Source organism: Aquimarina sp. RZ0, from assembly GCF_008370685.1.
Lineage (GTDB): Bacteria > Bacteroidota > Bacteroidia > Flavobacteriales > Flavobacteriaceae > Aquimarina.
Window position 1 is genome coordinate 1 of sequence record NZ_VTZU01000029.1, and the last position, 17,340, is coordinate 17,340.

The 17,340-nt window shown below is 31.4% G+C and carries 12 protein-coding genes; 6 read left to right on the plus strand and 6 right to left on the minus strand.

Annotation, left to right across the window (positions count from 1 at the left end; translation table 11 throughout):
* Positions 1-174 precede the first annotated feature (174 nt).
* The gene (locus F0000_RS12350; protein WP_149625032.1) at positions 175-375 is read right to left on the minus strand and encodes a hypothetical protein; all 201 of its coding nucleotides are present in this window, start codon (positions 373-375) and stop codon (positions 175-177) included.
* A gap of 128 nt (positions 376-503) precedes the next feature.
* On the opposite strand from F0000_RS12350, the gene F0000_RS12355 reads away from it, so the two are divergent.
* A complete protein-coding gene (locus F0000_RS12355) occupies positions 504-860 on the plus strand; it encodes a hypothetical protein (protein WP_149625033.1) in 357 nt (118 codons plus the stop codon).
* A 1,251-nt stretch (positions 861-2,111) separates the two neighbouring features.
* Here F0000_RS12355 and F0000_RS12360 read toward each other — a convergent pair.
* Entirely contained in the window at positions 2,112-3,029 is a 918-nt protein-coding gene (locus tag F0000_RS12360; RefSeq protein WP_149625034.1) for a M57 family metalloprotease, read from the minus strand.
* A 760-nt stretch (positions 3,030-3,789) separates the two neighbouring features.
* On the opposite strand from F0000_RS12360, the gene F0000_RS12365 reads away from it, so the two are divergent.
* The 5 genes from F0000_RS12365 (at position 3,790) to F0000_RS12385 (ending at position 10,397) form a co-directional block, all read left to right on the plus strand.
* Complete coding sequence (locus tag F0000_RS12365; protein ID WP_149625035.1) at positions 3,790-4,824, plus strand: bestrophin family protein; 1,035 nt, start codon at positions 3,790-3,792, stop codon at positions 4,822-4,824.
* A 153-nt stretch (positions 4,825-4,977) separates the two neighbouring features.
* Positions 4,978-6,018: an AraC family transcriptional regulator gene (locus tag F0000_RS12370; protein WP_149625036.1), complete on the plus strand. Its 1,041-nt coding sequence runs from the start codon at positions 4,978-4,980 to the stop codon at positions 6,016-6,018.
* A gap of 96 nt (positions 6,019-6,114) precedes the next feature.
* Complete coding sequence (gene lepB / locus F0000_RS12375) at positions 6,115-7,722, plus strand: signal peptidase I (RefSeq protein WP_149625037.1); 1,608 nt, start codon at positions 6,115-6,117, stop codon at positions 7,720-7,722.
* A gap of 622 nt (positions 7,723-8,344) precedes the next feature.
* Positions 8,345-9,301 carry a lytic polysaccharide monooxygenase gene (locus F0000_RS12380; protein WP_188112110.1) on the plus strand — a complete coding sequence of 319 codons (957 nt, stop codon included), beginning with the start codon at positions 8,345-8,347 and terminating at the stop codon, positions 9,299-9,301.
* Between the two features lie 235 nt (positions 9,302-9,536).
* A complete protein-coding gene (locus tag F0000_RS12385) occupies positions 9,537-10,397 on the plus strand; it encodes an RICIN domain-containing protein (RefSeq protein ID WP_149625038.1) in 861 nt (286 codons plus the stop codon).
* A gap of 283 nt (positions 10,398-10,680) precedes the next feature.
* Here F0000_RS12385 and F0000_RS12390 read toward each other — a convergent pair whose 3' ends face one another.
* The 4 genes from F0000_RS12390 to F0000_RS12405 all read right to left on the minus strand — a co-directional run bounded on the left by F0000_RS12390 (position 10,681) and on the right by F0000_RS12405 (position 16,451).
* On the minus strand, positions 10,681-11,580 hold the full coding sequence (locus F0000_RS12390) for an EamA family transporter (protein ID WP_149625039.1): 900 nt from the start codon (positions 11,578-11,580) through the stop codon (positions 10,681-10,683).
* A 124-nt stretch (positions 11,581-11,704) separates the two neighbouring features.
* Positions 11,705-12,904: a hypothetical protein gene (locus F0000_RS12395; RefSeq protein WP_149625040.1), complete on the minus strand. Its 1,200-nt coding sequence runs from the start codon at positions 12,902-12,904 to the stop codon at positions 11,705-11,707.
* Between the two features lie 62 nt (positions 12,905-12,966).
* Positions 12,967-13,677, minus strand: coding sequence for a polyprenyl diphosphate synthase (gene uppS / locus F0000_RS12400; protein ID WP_149625041.1), 711 nt, complete (start codon positions 13,675-13,677; stop codon positions 12,967-12,969).
* 476 nt (positions 13,678-14,153) lie between these two features.
* Positions 14,154-16,451 (minus strand): lytic polysaccharide monooxygenase, encoded by a 2,298-nt coding sequence (locus F0000_RS12405; protein ID WP_255452706.1) that lies wholly within the window; start codon positions 16,449-16,451, stop codon positions 14,154-14,156.
* Positions 16,452-17,340: the final 889 nt, after the last annotated feature.

Sequence of the window (17,340 nt, forward strand, 5' to 3'; positions counted from 1 at the left end):
CTTTTTCCTTTCTACTTCGTTTAAAAAATAAACCGTAGCTATAGCTATGCTTGATTTTTTTGCCTTGCATAAAGAAAAAATAATTCAATGAATTTATACGAATTTTTTAATCACAAATCGTATAATCACAAATAAAATTTGTGAGATTTATAAAAAGTAATCTTTGATTAAGGGTTACTTTTTCTTTTTGTTAAGATCAATAATATCTTTAATTTCTACTTCCATATAGTCTGCAATTTTTTGAAGTCTTTCAAAGTCTTTTGCAAGATTTTTACGCTTTACTACATAATCACCTGCTTGCGGGCTTACTCCTAATGTTTTAGAAATACCGTATACCGTTTTAGCTCCTTTGCTTCTTTTAAGGAGTTTTTTCAAGTTTTTATTTATCATAAATCAAACATACATGTAATTTTTTAATATTCAAATAAAATTTTATTAAAAAAATATTTGTATATTCAAATTTTATATGTATATTCGAAAAAACAAATCAAAAAATCATTAAAATGAGGCTAACATTTATTATTATATTGCTTTGCAGCTCTTTTATGAGTGCAAATTCAATCAGCGAAGTACCTGTAAACGATAAGGAAAAGGAAAAGAAGAAAACAAAAAAAGAGAAGGAGGGAAATACGATAGATTCTAAAAGCTTTCACTCTATTAAGAAATGGAAAATTACTATTGAGTATACAAATGGAGACCAGATTTCTAAAACAATAACCGTTAATGAAGAAACTTCTATCAGTGTTATGGAAATGGCGTTTTTGGAAGCAGAAAAATATACAAAAACATTAAAAAATGTTAAAGGGTACATGGTCTCTCCAGTAGCTAATAATTCTTTTGTATTGCTTGCTGGAAATTAGAAAAAATGGTTGGTTGTTGTCAATTTCTTTTGCATAAATAGAATGACACAAAAGCATAAGTACATTAATAAAATATTTAGGGATATGATATCCGGAAACAATATATCATAAAATAATATTTCTGAACATTTTCACGTATAGATAATTCTAAAAACAATATTCAAAAATTTGTGAATACTGGTTTTTTAGAATTTTATGTGTTATAAGGAATTTTGATTTTAGTTGGAACAATACCAATCTGTAAAGCTATAATTTATAGAATATCAATCTATTAATTGCTATCAGTAATCCGGGAAAGTTTTTTGTTTTTTAATGATTGCGTAAAAAAATCATAACTCAAAAGTGATTAGAAATTATTTCCTGAAAAATTCTGCAAAATAAATTCTTCTTTCAAGTAAGCTTTCTTTTATTTTTTACAAGCTGTCAATATCGGTTACATCTTTATAAGTCAAAAAACAAGAGGATTTCCTTTATTTGCCTCTTTAAAATAAAAAGCATCGATAGCCTTGCTATCTATGAATCTTCTTTCTTGTCTGAATTGAAAAATAATTTGATTCACTTTACGGTTATTTTATCTAAGGCTTGTATGAAATTAGCTGTATTGCGTATTTCTGTAGTTTTATAAAATTGAAAATCCGATGAGACTACCTTATTATCTTCTTCACTGGTTATGATACTTTCATTACGATAGATGATTGATCATATGATATCATGATTCACTTTTGTTTTAGTTACTTTTTTATTAGAAATATCAAGTCTAATGAGTGTTCCATCTTTGGATCCTATATAGATTATATTATTCTTCAGTAGATATACTCAAGTAAAATAATGGTTGACCGTCTGTATAAATACATTCGGTAATTTCTGATTCTATAATTTGTTCTATTCTACCATATTTTTATATACTTTGATTAAGTATTGTGAAACTCAGAAGGGTTCAGCACCTGCGATAATAGCGACAACATAACACTTTTGATAAAGAAGCTCTACTTTATTTTTATGAAGGACAGAACGGCATATATTGATGAAGTTTATTAGCAAGCTCATCATAAGTGATAAGCATGTTCGTGTATTTGCAGTCAAGAAAGAAAGGGACTTTGCATCCATTATGAAGAACTATTATTTATTGAAGCCAGATAGTTGATTATAACTATTTAATAAGTAATTTGGGGTTGATTTTTAACAAAAGAGAGAATGAAATTTTATAAATATAAAATTTCATTCTCTAATCATAATTATAATATTTTCTATTTATTTAAAGCCATATATACCTCTCATAGTAATAATGTCATCAGTTTGATATTCAGTAAATCTAATACGAAATACTCCATTAAATACATCAAAAGGGTTACATGAAGCCATAAGTGCATCTATAAAGTCACCACTTGTATTTCCTCCAACAGCTATAGGTCTAGGTACATCATCTGGTACAGGTACAATACTTCCGCAACTTCTACGTGTGGCCCAGTCGCTATGTTCAACTCCAAAGTTATGTAATAATTCGTGTTTAAAAAGAGCGCCAATTTCTTTAGCACTACTTTCAAAGTTTCTGATATAATTTAAGCCTATAACGCGCCCAGGTCTATTGTTTGTTGGAATTTCACCTTGTCCATTTCCTCGAAAGGAAGTGCCTCTAAAATCAAAGATATAAGCTGTGATATCTCTATTCACATTCCTTAGATTACTAAAAGAAGTAAATACTGGTCGTAAGCGTACAGTTGTTCTTAATACATTATTGAAATCATTAATAGCACTTTGCGCTGCTGCTCTATACTTTCCTCCAAAGTCTACAAGAGCAATGGTGTATGTACGGTTACCAAATACCGTATTTGCATTTCTATAACCTCTAGAAGGATCAGCTAAAGATTGTTCTAAACTTGCAGGTGAAAATGAGTAATCCGAAGTATTATATAAAGTTTCTTTAGATCCATCCTCATTAGTTCGAATAAGTTTGGTCACTTCATCTAATTGATACCCAGCATCTGTTAATTTTTTGTTTTCTGCTTCGGTCAGTTCAGCATTACGATATTTGAAAGGTAGAGATTCTACAGGTATTGCAGATTCAACACCGAGATCGTCATTCAAGTCAGTGTTATTTTCACATGAGATAGTTACTAAGCTAAACCCAATGATCGCTGAGTAAAAACTAAGTTTGATTACATTTTTCATAAATTATATTTTAGTTAACATTTGTCATATATATAAACATTTAACAAATAAGATACCCTAATCCAAAAAGCGAGTTTTTTTAAAATATTTTACAACTACTCACTAAAAATCAGATACAAAAGGTGTTTGAGAAGAAATCTGAAAAGGTTCAGCAGTGGTTAGAAAAAGAATATCCTGCAATAAAGAAGATAGCAATTGTTTATTTTAGGGATGAGATAGGTTGTCTCAGTTAACATCAGAGAGGAAAGAATTATCGCCCAAAGGGCAACCAGCTGCCATCAAGGTAATAGGTAATCAACATAATACCTGCTATTAGCGATAGAAAACATCTATCATCGAACAGAAAAGAGCTATCAATAAACAACAACTCAAAGAAAATATCAGAGGTTTTACTCGATAATTGAGATTTAAATGCTTCATTGGTCTGCCCCGAAGTAGTTTATAAACAAAAGAAAGAATGGTAAATCGTAAGTGAAAAAATACTGCCACCATAAGCACTGCAAATACGCTGATTAAAAGATTTATAAGAACTAATCGACCTAACTATTAATAATTATAGAAAATAATATCAAATATATACTAGATCCTTGATAAAATTATGACTGGAAAAAGAAAAACTATATCAAAATTATGCGTTTGTTTAAAAAATCACTCATCTTTGTTCGCCATCATTTTCAATAAAAAAACATTCTAACTGATGATTTTTTTATTGTGCTCAAATTTGAAGGTATTGTAGCAATCGATTAAAAACGAATAGACAATGATTATAACGAAAGGAATAAGTTTAATTAACCTGCTAAAATGGACTATTATTCATATTATTTGGCTAACAATATTGATGGGAGCAGTAGCTGCATTGTATTATTTTAAAATTATTAATATTGCTATCCCCTGGTTACCTTTATCGGTAATAGGTACGGCTGTTGCATTTTATGTTGGTTTTAAGAATAATCAGGCTTATGACCGTATGTGGGAGGCTCGAAAAATTTGGGGTGGTATTGTTAATGATAGCCGCACGTGGGGTATGATGATAGATGGATTTATTTCTAATCTATTTACAGAGAATACGTTATCTGAAAAAGATATCCAAGCGATTAAAAAGCGACTCATCTATCGACATATTGGTTGGTTGTATGCGCATCGTAGTCAATTATTAGTGCCAACCCCCTGGGAGCATATTAGCCAAGGAGGATATATGGCAAAAACAGCAAAAAAATATCAACAGAAGTTTGGAGTTGGCTTAATAGATGATGAAGTAACCCGAACTGAATTAAAATTATTTTTACCAAAAAATGAATATGATCGACTTATAAACCATACAAATACTGCTACGCAAATCATCAATGAACAATCCAGAGATCTCAAAAAATTGAGAGAACAAGGCTATATTGAAGATTTTAGACATATGGAAATGGTAAATATCCTTAAAAGTTTTTATACACTACAAGGAAAAAACGAACGTATTAAGAAGTTTCCCTTACCACGTCAGTATGCAAATATGAGTCGCTACTTTGTGTGGATATTTATAGTATTACTTCCCTTTAGTATGATCCCTGAATTGCTAAAATTAGATTATTGGGGTATTTGGCTGTCTGTACCTATAACCGTTTTGATTGGGTGGGTATATGTAATGATGGAAGTTGTAGGAGATTATTCAGAAAACCCATTTCAGGGTATGGCAAATGATATCCCAATGTTATCACTCTGCCGAACCATTGAAATTGATCTTAGAGAAATGCTCTACGAAACTGATTTGCCGCCAAGTATAAAGGCAAAAAATGGCATTCTTATGTGATTTGTAAAAAGTATCAGAACCTTCTGATAGACATTAATAGAATAGACATATTCGATTAAAATAAACCTAAAAACTGTACATTTTTATTTCGAATTGAAAAAAGTTTAAACCATACTTCTTTAGTAAAACTTACAAATTTTGTTTTTTTGCTCAATGGATTTAAATAGAGAAATTTTTGATCGGATGCTATTATTAATTGGTAGTGTTGGTATTGTCATTAGTATTTTCTTTGGTGTCTTTCTTCTAGTTAAAAAAAACACATATTCTAAAGCTAATATTTTCCTGTCTTTTTATCTTATTGTATTTAGTTTAAGAATGACGAAATCACTTTTTTATAGTTATTACGATGTCAATATTATAGTTCATAATGTTTTTTTAGGTAGTTTATTATTCGTAGGACCATCCTTATGGTTTTATTCTCTGCATCTGGAGAAATATTCTATTAAGAAAGTAAAATATCTCATACATTACACTCCATTTATAGCCGTCGCATGCTTTAGCTGGTTAATTCCTTATACCGGAAGATCCTATTTTTATTTGGGATTATTTGCACACGGTTTGATCTATTGCGCTATTATGTTCTTTGCGCTATTTGGTAAAGAAAAGAAACTACCTGAAAAAGATAATATTCGAGAAATAAACATTAGAAAATGGTTATTCTTATTGATTGGGACAACTGCAGCAATGTTTTTCAATTCTATATTGATATTTTTTGAAATTGTACACTTTTTCCCAACAAGTTCTTTTTTATTTTCATTGAGTATTCTTCTTCTATCTTTTTATGCATTAAATCATTTATGGATATTCAAATCAGAAAAGGTCAAATATTCAACATCTAACCTAAGCATTCATGAAGTAAACCAATATCATGAAAAACTAAAAAGAATTATTGAAAAAGATCAAATATATTTGGATACAGAATTAACCTTAACCAAATTAAGTAAATTAGTAGGTGTTTCTTCCAAACAACTTTCTCAAATAATTAATCAAACTCAAAACATAAATTATTCTAGATACATTGCTAATTATAGAGTAGAGGAAGCGAAGAGACTTTTGGAAAACCCTGATTACAATCATTATAAAATTTCAGCTATTGCTTATGAAAGTGGATTTAATAGTATATCTTCTTTTAATAATGCGTTTAAAAAAATAACGAATACTACTGCAATCAAGTTTCGTGAATCGATACCTTAAAAATCGTGCTTACAATCGTCTTTTTGTTTGCCAGAATCACGAATTTGGCTGAAAACTTCAATTATCTATTGCATTTTTGCGATAAAAACAAGATAAATGAATCATTGGCTTTTTCTTTTTATAATCATACAGATAGTACATTATTTTGCAACATGGAAACTATATAGTAAAGCAGGTAGAAAATCTTGGGAAGCTATCATTCCTATTTACAATGCAGTTATCTTAATGAAAATTATTAACAGACCTAGATGGTGGGTTATATTACTTTTTGTTCCGATAGTTAACCAAATCATGTTTCCCGTAATTTGGGTAGAAACTATTAGAAGCTTTGGCAAAAACACTAAACGAGACACCTGGTTGACCATTTTGACCCTAGGTATTTATATATGCTATATAAACTATACTTCTGATAAACTTATCTACAATAGCAATAGGGATCTTAAACCCTCAACAAAAGCAGGTGACTGGGTGAGTTCTATTTTATTCTCAATAATAGCTGCAACCATTGTACATACGTATGTTATACAGCCCTTTATGATCCCAACTTCGTCACTTGAGAAAACATTATTGGTTGGAGATTATTTATTTGTTAGCAAACTTCATTATGGAGCAAGAGTTCCTATGACTACTATTGCTGCACCTATGGTTCATGATACACTACCTATACTAAAAACAAAATCATATTTGTTCAGTGATGATTATTCTAAAAAAGAAACTTCATTATTTAATAAGTTTCAGTTTCCATATATAAGACTGCCGGGTTTTCAAAAAATAAAACGGAATGAAATTGTAGTTTTTAATCAACCTGCTGACACATTACTAGATATGAATAATTTCAATCCAGATAGAAATTACTATAAACCAATTGATAAAAAAACAAATCTAGTAAAACGCTGTGTTGGAATTCCTGGAGATTTATTAGAAGTACATGATGGCTATGTGTATATAAATGGAGAAAGAACAAAATTATCTAACAGAGCCAAACCTCAATACAATTTCTTTGTTAATACCGAAGGTAAAAAAATTAATCAGTCACTTCTTACAAATAGATATGGGGTAAGAGAAGGTTTGCAATATAAAAATGGTAAATATATAATGACCAAAGAAGGAGGATATGTGTTAACACTAACAGATATAGAAGCAGAAAGAATCAGCAATCATCCATTCGTTAAAAGTGTAAAAAAACTTATAACTCAAAAAGGTACTGATGGAGGGGTTTTTCCACATATTTCTTCTCTGGGGTGGAATATTGATAATTTTGGTCCTATTTATATTCCTGAAAAGGGAAAAACTGTAAAAATTGATCAAAATTCACTTCCTTTCTATAAAAGGATCATACAAGAATATGAAAAAAACGATTTAATTATAAAAGGAGAAGAAATTTTTATTAATAAAAAGAAAACAGATAACTATACTTTTAAACAAGATTATTACTGGATGATGGGGGATAATCGTCAAAATTCTTTGGATGCCCGTTTCTGGGGTTACGTGCCATTTGATCATGTAGTTGGTAAACCTGTATTCATATGGTTTAGCTGGAATAAACTGGCTGAGGGTGTTTTTGATAAAATACGATGGAGTCGTTTGTTCACAACAGTCAAAGGTGATAAAGAACCTACATCATATTTTATTTATTTTGTAATAGTATTAGTTATGTATTTAGGTTATCACGGCTATAGAAAGAAAAAGAAATCTGTATTTTAACTCTGCTTCTTAGAATATGTTTAAAAAGAATACAAATTGAAAATCAATAGTTTAAGGTTCTGAGGACACTTCAAATGATGAGAATATTGAGATATTTTAATTATTTGAAGTAAGCTCACGGTTCTTAAAATATTTGTTTTCAGGAAGTAAGGTTTTTAAACAAGCTCTTAAGGTTCATTTTGAATAACGCTAAAAATCGGAAATCTTTAAAACTATAATCAGAACGAGTGTTATATATTTAATTATTAAATCTTTATAGTCGTTAAAACAAGGATTTTAACAAAAAGTTAAAAAAATAATAACAATAGGTTAAACTGTGGTCTATATCAAAGTTCTCTTAAATTCCACATACAATAAATCATAAATACGGAGTTATAAAATATAACTGTATACTAAAACCCTGTATTACAAAGCTTATTAGGTGTTTTATATCAGTCATATTGTCAAGGTGTCTCTTGATTTTATTCGCCAAAGAAGCTAAACAATGGGCTATAGGCTATAAAAACATCTATATATTCTTATATTTTTTTGGAAATGTATGAAAAATTCTAAAACATACTATTTATTGAAATACAAAATACCATAGTAAAATAACAAACCATTATTGTAAACACTAATCGTCATGAAAACAAACACTTTTAAAATTAAAACCTTAAAGACTATTGATTCCTTTGCAAAAAGCCATCCTTTACAGGTATTACTTTGCACTGGACTGTTATTAACTTCAAATCAATCTATTTCTCCGCATGGCACAGTGACAAGTCCTCCAAGTCGCGTTTGGATTTGCTTTCAGGAGAACCCTGAAAATCCGGATTCTCCTGCATGTATTGATGCAGTTGCTTCTCATGGTACACAGGCTCTTTATGATTGGAATGAAATTAACCAAATGCAAGCAAATGGTAATCATAGAGCTCTTATTATGGATGGAAATCTAGCCAGTGGCGGAAGACCTGATAAATATGGAGGCATGGATCAGGTAAGAGATGATTGGGTATCAACACCCGTTACTCCTGGACCATTTACGCTTACTTGGTCTATTACAGCTCCTCACGCTACCTTATATTATGAAGTGTATATAACCAAAGATGGCTGGACACCTAACCAACCGCTTACCTGGGATAGTTTAGAACTTCTTGTACGAACTGGAGAGAGACCACTTTCGCAAGAAGATGCCATAGAGGTAACCTTGCCAAATAGAAGAGGAAAGCATGTGATCTATAGCATATGGCAACGATCACTGAGCCCCGAGGCATTTTACTCAACTAGTGATGTTGATTTTGGAAATACATTATCTGTTGATGAATTCGAAAAACCATCTGGAGCTTTAGAACAGAACTACCCTAATCCGTTTAGCGGGCAAAGTACTATAAAATATAATTTACACAAAGATTCCTCAGTTAATATTAAAGTCTATAACGTTTTTGGCCAGGAAGTTTCGACACTCATTGATGACCATAAAACTACGGGAGAGCACGAAGTCATTTTTAATGCAGATAATGTGCATAGCAGTGGTGTTTATTTCTATGTATTCAAGGCAGGAAATTATACAGAAACAAGACGTATGGTGATACGTAAATGATACATTACTCTATACTGAAAATGATAATAAATATGTAGAAATAATTCCTTTAAAAAAAGAAAGTTTTTTTGCTGATAAATCATTCATTTTTAACACATTAAAACATTTGTAAAGTTAACAATATTTTAGGATTTATAAGAGTAATAAAATAAAAAATAAACGACTAATATTTTGTCTATAAGTTACATATAGTCAACACAAATTCGATATTATTTTAAACTTAAAACCTATTATTATGAACAACAAATTATTTTACACCAAACTTAGTTTTTACGCATTCTTTTTTTTGGTATTTACCGCTTCTTTTTCGAGTGTAGCACAGTTCAATCCTAATGAACAATTTACATTCGAAAATCTATCAAATAGGCAGAGGGCTTCTATAGAATTTACATCAAGACTCTCTATTGGATGTTGTGGAGGTCAAGTTGTTTATGATTTTGATATCCAAAATGGTGTTAGATTTGAAGCAGAAACTGCTTTAGCAGAGTTTTTTTCACGCGAAACTCTGACAGACTTTCAAAAATGGAGATTTATTAATTTAGACAATGGTATTGTTCAAATAGTAAATGTACGTTCAGGAAGAGCTATTGATGTAGCAAATGCTAATGCAATTCCAAATCAACAGGATATCAATGCATCCGACAGAGGACAACAATGGAGAGTTGCTCAATTAGGAGGCAATAACGTAAGATTTGTAAGCGTTTTGACAGGAAAGGCTCTTTCTATTAATAGAGATGCTATTATCGTCCAGAGAAATGTGAGAAGAAATAACAGAGCGCAAATGTGGAGAATGGAATCCGTAGAGGTTTCTCCATTAGGTGATCCAGATGCTGTGGATCCAAACCTAACGATTGCACCCAACCCTGCAATAAATAATACCACACTTTTTATTGATAGCCCTTCTGATGATCCAAATGCTTTTTATGTGATAAGAGAACGTGGATTCATAGAAGTAGTAAGAAGAAACATTAGTTTAATAAAAGGAAGTAATGAAGTGCAAGTTGATCTAAGTTCTGTCAATGAAGGATTAAGCGTAGTAATTATTTTTATTGATGGTGAACAAAGATTAGCAAAAAATTTAATTATAAACAGATAAGTAATCAATGAGCTCATCCTGGGTAATGCCTTGACCTACAAAATTATAGTGCAAAAGCCAAATTTTTCGGTTGAAAACCACTACTCAGGATGAGTTTAATAATAGTATCACCTAAAAAAAAGATGCAATATAGAAGAAAATCTATTGCATCTTTTTTTTACTCGATAATCGTTTAAAAGAGGCTTGCCTCGAAATCGGAATGTTTTTTTCAATAAATGCTCATAGCTTGCCTATAGTTAGTTTATTAAAAGAACTATGCTTATAATTTATAGACTCTATGGTTTCAAGAGTACAAAATCAAAAATACTCCTGCTATAATACCAAATAGTGGAATTAATTTCTTCCGCTTATTTTTCTCTTTAAAAATAAGACCTCCAGCGATAACAGCAATGAGTATTTGACTCCGCTTTATAGCTGATAATAGCATGATTAGTGCTTCAGGGTCTTGCAAGGCTTTAAAATAAAAATAATCTGCGGCTTGTAATAAAATACCAACAGCAATAATAGACCATCGAAATTTAAATTCTTTTCGTTTTTTAGCATACGGAAACCATGTACAGCTTAAGATAATAAGCAAGATTAATATCATATATACACAAAACCAAAACTGCAAGGTTTGAGGGTTTAAACGTATATTCTGAATTAAAAACTTATCATATAATCCACTACTGGCACCAAAGAAAGTAGCACCAATAATAGCATATATCCATTTATTACGTTTAAAATTTAACCCTTCTTTTTTTCCAATTCTAGCATATAAAATCACAGAAAAAATGATTAGAAAAAAGCCTGCCCATTGGTATAAATTAGGACTTTCTTTATAAATTATAATGGCTCCAATAAAAGTGAAAAATGGTCCTGCCGAGCGTATAGGAGTTACAATAGTAATAGGCAAATGCTTTAAAGCTTGATAGGATAAAACCCAGGAAATGGCCATAATAGCAGCCTTTATAAAAATAAAGCCATGTGTTTGCCAGGAAATATCCTGAAAATTATAACCGTGATTTAATGCATGGTCAGGATAAAAGATTGATAACAAATAAAAAGAAGCGATTAATAAAAATCCACTAGAAACAGTACTCAAAAGTACAGGAAAGACTTCATTTCCTTGTACCGCGTGTTTTTTACATAAATTGTGTACCCCCAAAAAAAGTGCTGCCAATAGGCCTAAATACATCCACATGGCGCGAATATAAGTTTTTAAGTAATTTTGTGATTAGAATACCAGTAAATTTTGCAGACATTCGAGCTACTCTATATTATACTCACCATTTTAATCCATTAATACTTTTTATCTATGATGTAGTTTAATCATTTTGCAACTTTTCAATATGCTTCTCAAGTGGGTTTTCAGAATTAAATATTATTGGAATATTTAACAACTTCGCAAAAGCAATCCACCATAGCCAACAAAATATTCCAAAAGGTAGGTAGCCGGCATATCCCAAAAGAGGCATTTCAAAAACATGTAAAATTCCGACATATGGAATTTCATATTTCCAATATAAAGGCGAATCTATAAATGTCGGTTGTGAATCAGGTGCTACACTAAAAAAATTTTGAAATTCCAAGATAAAACCTTCTAATAAATAAGTTAAAGCAAATAATAAGATAGGACTCCAATTGCCTTTTCCAATTTCTAAAATAGGGGTCCATATTTTTAGTTTATCTAAAACAGCTGCTAAGGTAATTGGAATTGATATCCACATTGTTATAAACATCTGTTCTGGAAATAATCCAGTTATAAACATGAGTGTAAACCCTAGAACCAGCAAATACGTTTTTACTTTTTCTGAAAATATGATTTTAGGACCATTAGAATATTTTCTACTAAAGGATGGAAACGTTTTAAATAAACAATACCACTCAAATGCTAGAGGCATTAATCCTGCTGAAGTAATTAGAGCATATATGAGTATTTCCTGACGAGTCATTAAATTAGCATATGGATAGTACCAATAATTATCCACAAAGAAATTAATAAATTCATATAACATCCAACCTGGAATAGAGGCTAAACTAATACCTAAGAGTTCTTGTGGAGCTTTGCTAATCATTGAAACTCCTCCAGTTCTTACATATACCCAGCCATCGATCATTAAGATACAGCCCCAAAACAAAGGAATATCTGACCAATGTAACCAAGATAGTAACGATGTATTATGTGTCCACTGAAGAAAAACAGTACTTCCCCATAGCATGAGTCCCAACCAAAACCATATAGGAATTTTTTTTCTTTCTTTTGTTTTGGTTTTTTCTTCGGGCTTTTTAAACCCAAAAAGTCTGGGGTACATATAGAGTATTGTGGGAATAAGAACAAAAATTAGGGTAATAACAATAAAAGCATACCAGTTTATTGATGCTCTGGGGATTACAGACACTGGAGGATATATAAAAAAACCTTCGGGAAATTCTCCTTTATGATATAATAGAGATGCTAGCCAAGGTAAAAAACAGATACTTATGATAGTAATAAATAGATAGATTATTTTTTTAGTATCACTCATTGTGTACTTCTTATATTTTAAATATTAAATGTAGAAAATAATAAAACATAAGGAGAATATGCTTAAAACCCACCCCAATCTTTTCTTGACAATATGGCTCCATATTTTCTATCACTTTCAAAATAATACTCTAAAGCTAAATCAAATTCGGCAACGGTAAAATCCGGCCAGTATATCGAAGTTGAATATATTTCGGCATATGCAGATTGCCATAATAAAAAATCTGATAATCGGGTAATAATTGGGTTTTCTACTCCTGTCCTGATAATTAAGTCTACTGGAGAAAAATCATATGAATCCATATATTTTGTAAAGTCATCACTCCCTAGTTTTAATGCTTCACTCACGGCACGTTTAATTTCATCCTGACCATTATAGGCCATTGCCATCACAAAAGTTCCTCTGCCATTGTTATTGGTCATTTGTGCTACCTGTTTAGCTTTATGTCTGATATCGCTGGGTAAATACGATAAATTGCCTATAAATCGCAATTTTATGTTTTTATCATGAAACTCTTTTTTGGCATAATCAAGTTTGGAATTAAAAATGTTGAAAAGATGTTGTTTCTCATCATCAAATCGCTTTTTAATATTATCAAGAGAAAGAGCATAAACAGTAAGAACTTCAATTCCCAAATTCATAGCGTGGTACAAAATAGGTTCAATATTTTCGGCTCCAGCCAGATGTCCTTGCCATCGTTGCATGCTCCTCTCTTCAGCCCATCGACCATTGCCATCCATGATAATTCCTACATGCTTAGGTATTTTATTCATTCTAAAAAAACTAGAAACTAAATATAGAAAAAGTCTAGATGAGTTCGTTGTGTTAAATGGAGATATATCTAATCAAAGTAATAATTTTAATGAAATTGATCTTACAGACCTAAATTCAGGAGTTTATTTATTTTTAATATCCCAGATTCAGAAAAAAGAGTACTAAAAAAATAGTTAAAAAATAAGAACTGAATATGTTCTTATTTCATATAATAACAGGAACGAAATGATAATTTTTATAATTGGATTATATCTCGAAAACTTATTTTTATCCGTTTAAAGTTCCTAAATTAATTTGAAAATAAAAAATGAAGCAACATAAATGACACTACATGTTCCTGAAGTATTTCAATTAGAGACACTGAAATAAATAAAAACAACCTTCTAAGTTTAAGAAGGTTGTTTTTTGTAAGAAGGGAAGTATAATACTCTGTCTTCCTTTCTAAAATCAGTTTGAACTATTTTAAAAAAGGACTTTAGTCCACTACTAATTTCTGGGTACTACTCGTACCTGAATGATCCGAAATTCTTACTAAATACAATCCTGATGTAATTCCTGAAATATCAATAGTCATTTTTGTTGTACTTTCTTGTATTAACAGGGACTTGACTTGTTTTCCGGTAAGGTCAGAGATCGTAATTATGTTATCCTTAAGATCTGTTTTATTTAGTATTGAAATACTTGTAACTGCAGGGTTCGGAAACATGATATAGGAAAGTTTATCCACATTATTTACTCGCGTTGTTACAGCTTCACAATCAGGAGCTGTTGCTGAATTACTAAAATAAATAGTATACTCATCTGCTACTAGTACAAAGTTTCTTTCATCAATAGTCACATAATAATCCCCATCTAATCCAGGAATACCTGTATTTGTTAAAGAAATTTCTGGATTTGGCTCATTAAAATTTTGAGAAGCATTAGAAAAATCGATATACCATGGTGCCGTATTTAAATTCAATGAAAATTGATATAAACCGCTATTAGTTAAATCCCAATTTACAGTAAACATAGTTACATTGTCTAAATTTGGACCACCAGTTCCTAAAACGTATGTATTTTCATACGAAGTATTAACATTTACTAATGAAGTACTCATAGGAGCACCAAAAGTACAATCACCAGTTGGCGGATTAACTATTATATCATCATCAACAGTTATGGTCACAGAAGCTGTATCTCTTCCACCTTCTCCATCACTAACTGTAACGGTTGCTGTATAATCTCCGGTTGTGTATGTATGTGTTGAAGTAACTCCGGTTCCAGAAGTTCCATCACCATAATCAATACTGTAACTAAGAGTATCTCCATCTGCATCTGTAGAACCTGAAGCGTCAAATGTTACTTCTAAAGGAGTTGTTCCTACAGTTGGGGTAGCGCTTAAATCAGCTACTGGAGGAGTATTTGTGGGAGTTGGCCCTGGATCAGGCCCTGTAACATCATCACAATCTGGAGCGGTTGCCGAATTACTAAAGTAAATAGTAAAATCTCCAGTAGTAGAAACTAGTACGAAGTTATCTCCATCAATCGTAGCATAATAAGTACCATCTAATCCTACAAAACTTGAGCCTGAAAACGTAATTTGAGGTTCTATCGAATTAAAATTATGTGTTGAAACTGATAATAAATCATTATAATAAGATGGAATACCATTATTTGTACTCAACGAAAATTGGTATAAGCCATTATTGCCTAAGTCCCAGTTTATAGAAGAATTAGCAATGTTACTTAGATTAGGGCCAGCGTCTCCTAATACATAAATATTTTGATAAGATGTATTTATAGAAGGTAATGCTGTTGTTCTTGGTGTATCAAAAGGACAAATTATTTCTGCACAATCCTGATCTACTACTAAATTAACCGATTCTACAGAACCACTGCTGAACACTCCATCGCTAACAGTCAAAGTAACTGTTGCACTATCCAGATTAGAATAACTATGAGAAACTGTAACACCTTCAGCAGAAGTTCCATCACCAAAATCCCATGAATAGGTCAATTCATCTCCGTTAGGATCATAAGAACTAGTTGCATCAAAGATAACATCCGGCCCTCCACATCGACCATTATCGCTTGTAAACGAAGCTACAGGTGGAGTTGGTTCTGTAGATGCTCCAAAATCAACATCACTGGTGGAGTAAAAAGCTTCTTCAGTAAGAGATCGTTGCCAAACGCTATAGATCACATGTTTACCTGTTCTTGCAGGAAGTATAATATCTATATTGTCAGTTGCAGAAGCCGCTCTTGGCTCTGTGCGCACCAGACGTTCAAGACTATCCCAGGTTAGCGGTTGATCAGGTGTCCAATCTGCCTTTGTTATATATACATCATAATACAAGGTTTCATGGGGTGCTGTATTGGTCCAGGTAATCGTAAATGGACCAGGAGTAACAGGTGTTGACACCCAATCATCTCTCACCTGATCCAGTCCGCCGTACTTATCCGGTCGACCGGCACTTGCCAGATTACCATCCATGATGATATCCATATGCATACCGTTTGCATCCATTCTAGCAACCTCATTCCAGTCGTAGAAAGCCTGCGTTCCCCATCCTACAATGGCTGCAGCACAAGCAGGAGAATCCGGGCTTTGAGGATCTTCTTGAAAACAAATCCAAACACGACTTGGAGGACTTGTTACAGTACCATGGGTAAAAATAGATTGAATCGGTGCTAATACTAAAACTATACAAACCAAAAGCTGCATAGACCATCCTTTTAAATGGAGAGTTATCCCATTTAAAAATTGGTTTTTTTTTGTGTGTGAGTTCATGTCGGTTATAATTTTAATTCAATAATTAGTTTTTAGTGAACATTATTTGTACAAATAACAACTATTAAATTTGTCTTTATTGTATTGATAATTAATGATTTAACAGTAATTTGTATACTTTAACATATCTTTAATTATTTAAAAAAATTACTCTTGTAGATATTCGTATCTTTTGTGTAGAAGTTCAAATAGTAGGAGAAAGGTGCTCTGCTTTAAGAAATATTCCCTTATTGATGGTAATTGTAACCAGAACTTCCAAGCACTGTCGCTAACTCCATCAAAAAATGGCAAGAATGCTGTTCGCATTTTTTTAGTTTTGCATTTTCTTTATTTAGTGGACATTTTAAATAAATTAGTTGTGTCTGACGTGAATTTTAAATTTACATTAATAATATTTTAGATAAGGGGATTGAGCTATTTCGTCTTAATGGATATCATAATACAGGAATAAGTTCTCTCATACTACAGTTTCTTTAAAAGTTTTCTAACGAAAGGTTCCAATAAAAAAGGTGATGGAACACTTATTACCCGAAACGACGGTAGGAGAGTAGGGGAATGTGTGTGTAATGGGAATATATTATGTAATACTTAAATTGCCGCAGGATTAAATCTAAAAAGAAGTACTTACTTAAAAAGTAAAATTAATTCTTTATAAGTCTTAGCGTTAGTTACCATTTGTTGTATACCATCAATAGTATCTAGTGGAAGCCAAAATTTAGAATGTTCTTTGATACACTTCATAAATTTAATTTTTAACTCTTCTAGTATAATATCTCCTGATTCTATAAGAGACCATCGATGGTATTAAAATTCCAGCTAAACGAAAGTATATAGAATCAGATTGGGATGGAAGTGTGAAGGGCAAAAACTATTATATAACTAACTGGAC

Excerpts from the sequence above, each read along its gene's own strand:
- F0000_RS12360 (WP_149625034.1), bottom strand. The coding sequence starts at position 3,029 with ATGAAAAATGTAATCAAACTTAGTTTTTACTCAGCGATCATTGGGTTT.
- F0000_RS12385 (WP_149625038.1), top strand. The coding sequence starts at position 9,537 with ATGAACAACAAATTATTTTACACCAAACTTAGTTTTTACGCATTCTTT.
- lepB (WP_149625037.1), top strand. The coding sequence starts at position 6,115 with ATGAATCATTGGCTTTTTCTTTTTATAATCATACAGATAGTACATTAT.
- F0000_RS12390 (WP_149625039.1), bottom strand. The coding sequence starts at position 11,580 with ATGTGGATGTATTTAGGCCTATTGGCAGCACTTTTTTTGGGGGTACAC.
- F0000_RS12355 (WP_149625033.1), top strand. The coding sequence starts at position 504 with ATGAGGCTAACATTTATTATTATATTGCTTTGCAGCTCTTTTATGAGT.
- F0000_RS12405 (WP_255452706.1), bottom strand. The coding sequence starts at position 16,451 with ATGAACTCACACACAAAAAAAAACCAATTTTTAAATGGGATAACTCTC.
- F0000_RS12395 (WP_149625040.1), bottom strand. The coding sequence starts at position 12,904 with ATGAGTGATACTAAAAAAATAATCTATCTATTTATTACTATCATAAGT.
- F0000_RS12370 (WP_149625036.1), top strand. The coding sequence starts at position 4,978 with ATGGATTTAAATAGAGAAATTTTTGATCGGATGCTATTATTAATTGGT.
- uppS (WP_149625041.1), bottom strand. The coding sequence starts at position 13,677 with ATGAATAAAATACCTAAGCATGTAGGAATTATCATGGATGGCAATGGT.
- F0000_RS12380 (WP_188112110.1), top strand. The coding sequence starts at position 8,345 with ATGAAAACAAACACTTTTAAAATTAAAACCTTAAAGACTATTGATTCC.
- F0000_RS12365 (WP_149625035.1), top strand. The coding sequence starts at position 3,790 with ATGATTATAACGAAAGGAATAAGTTTAATTAACCTGCTAAAATGGACT.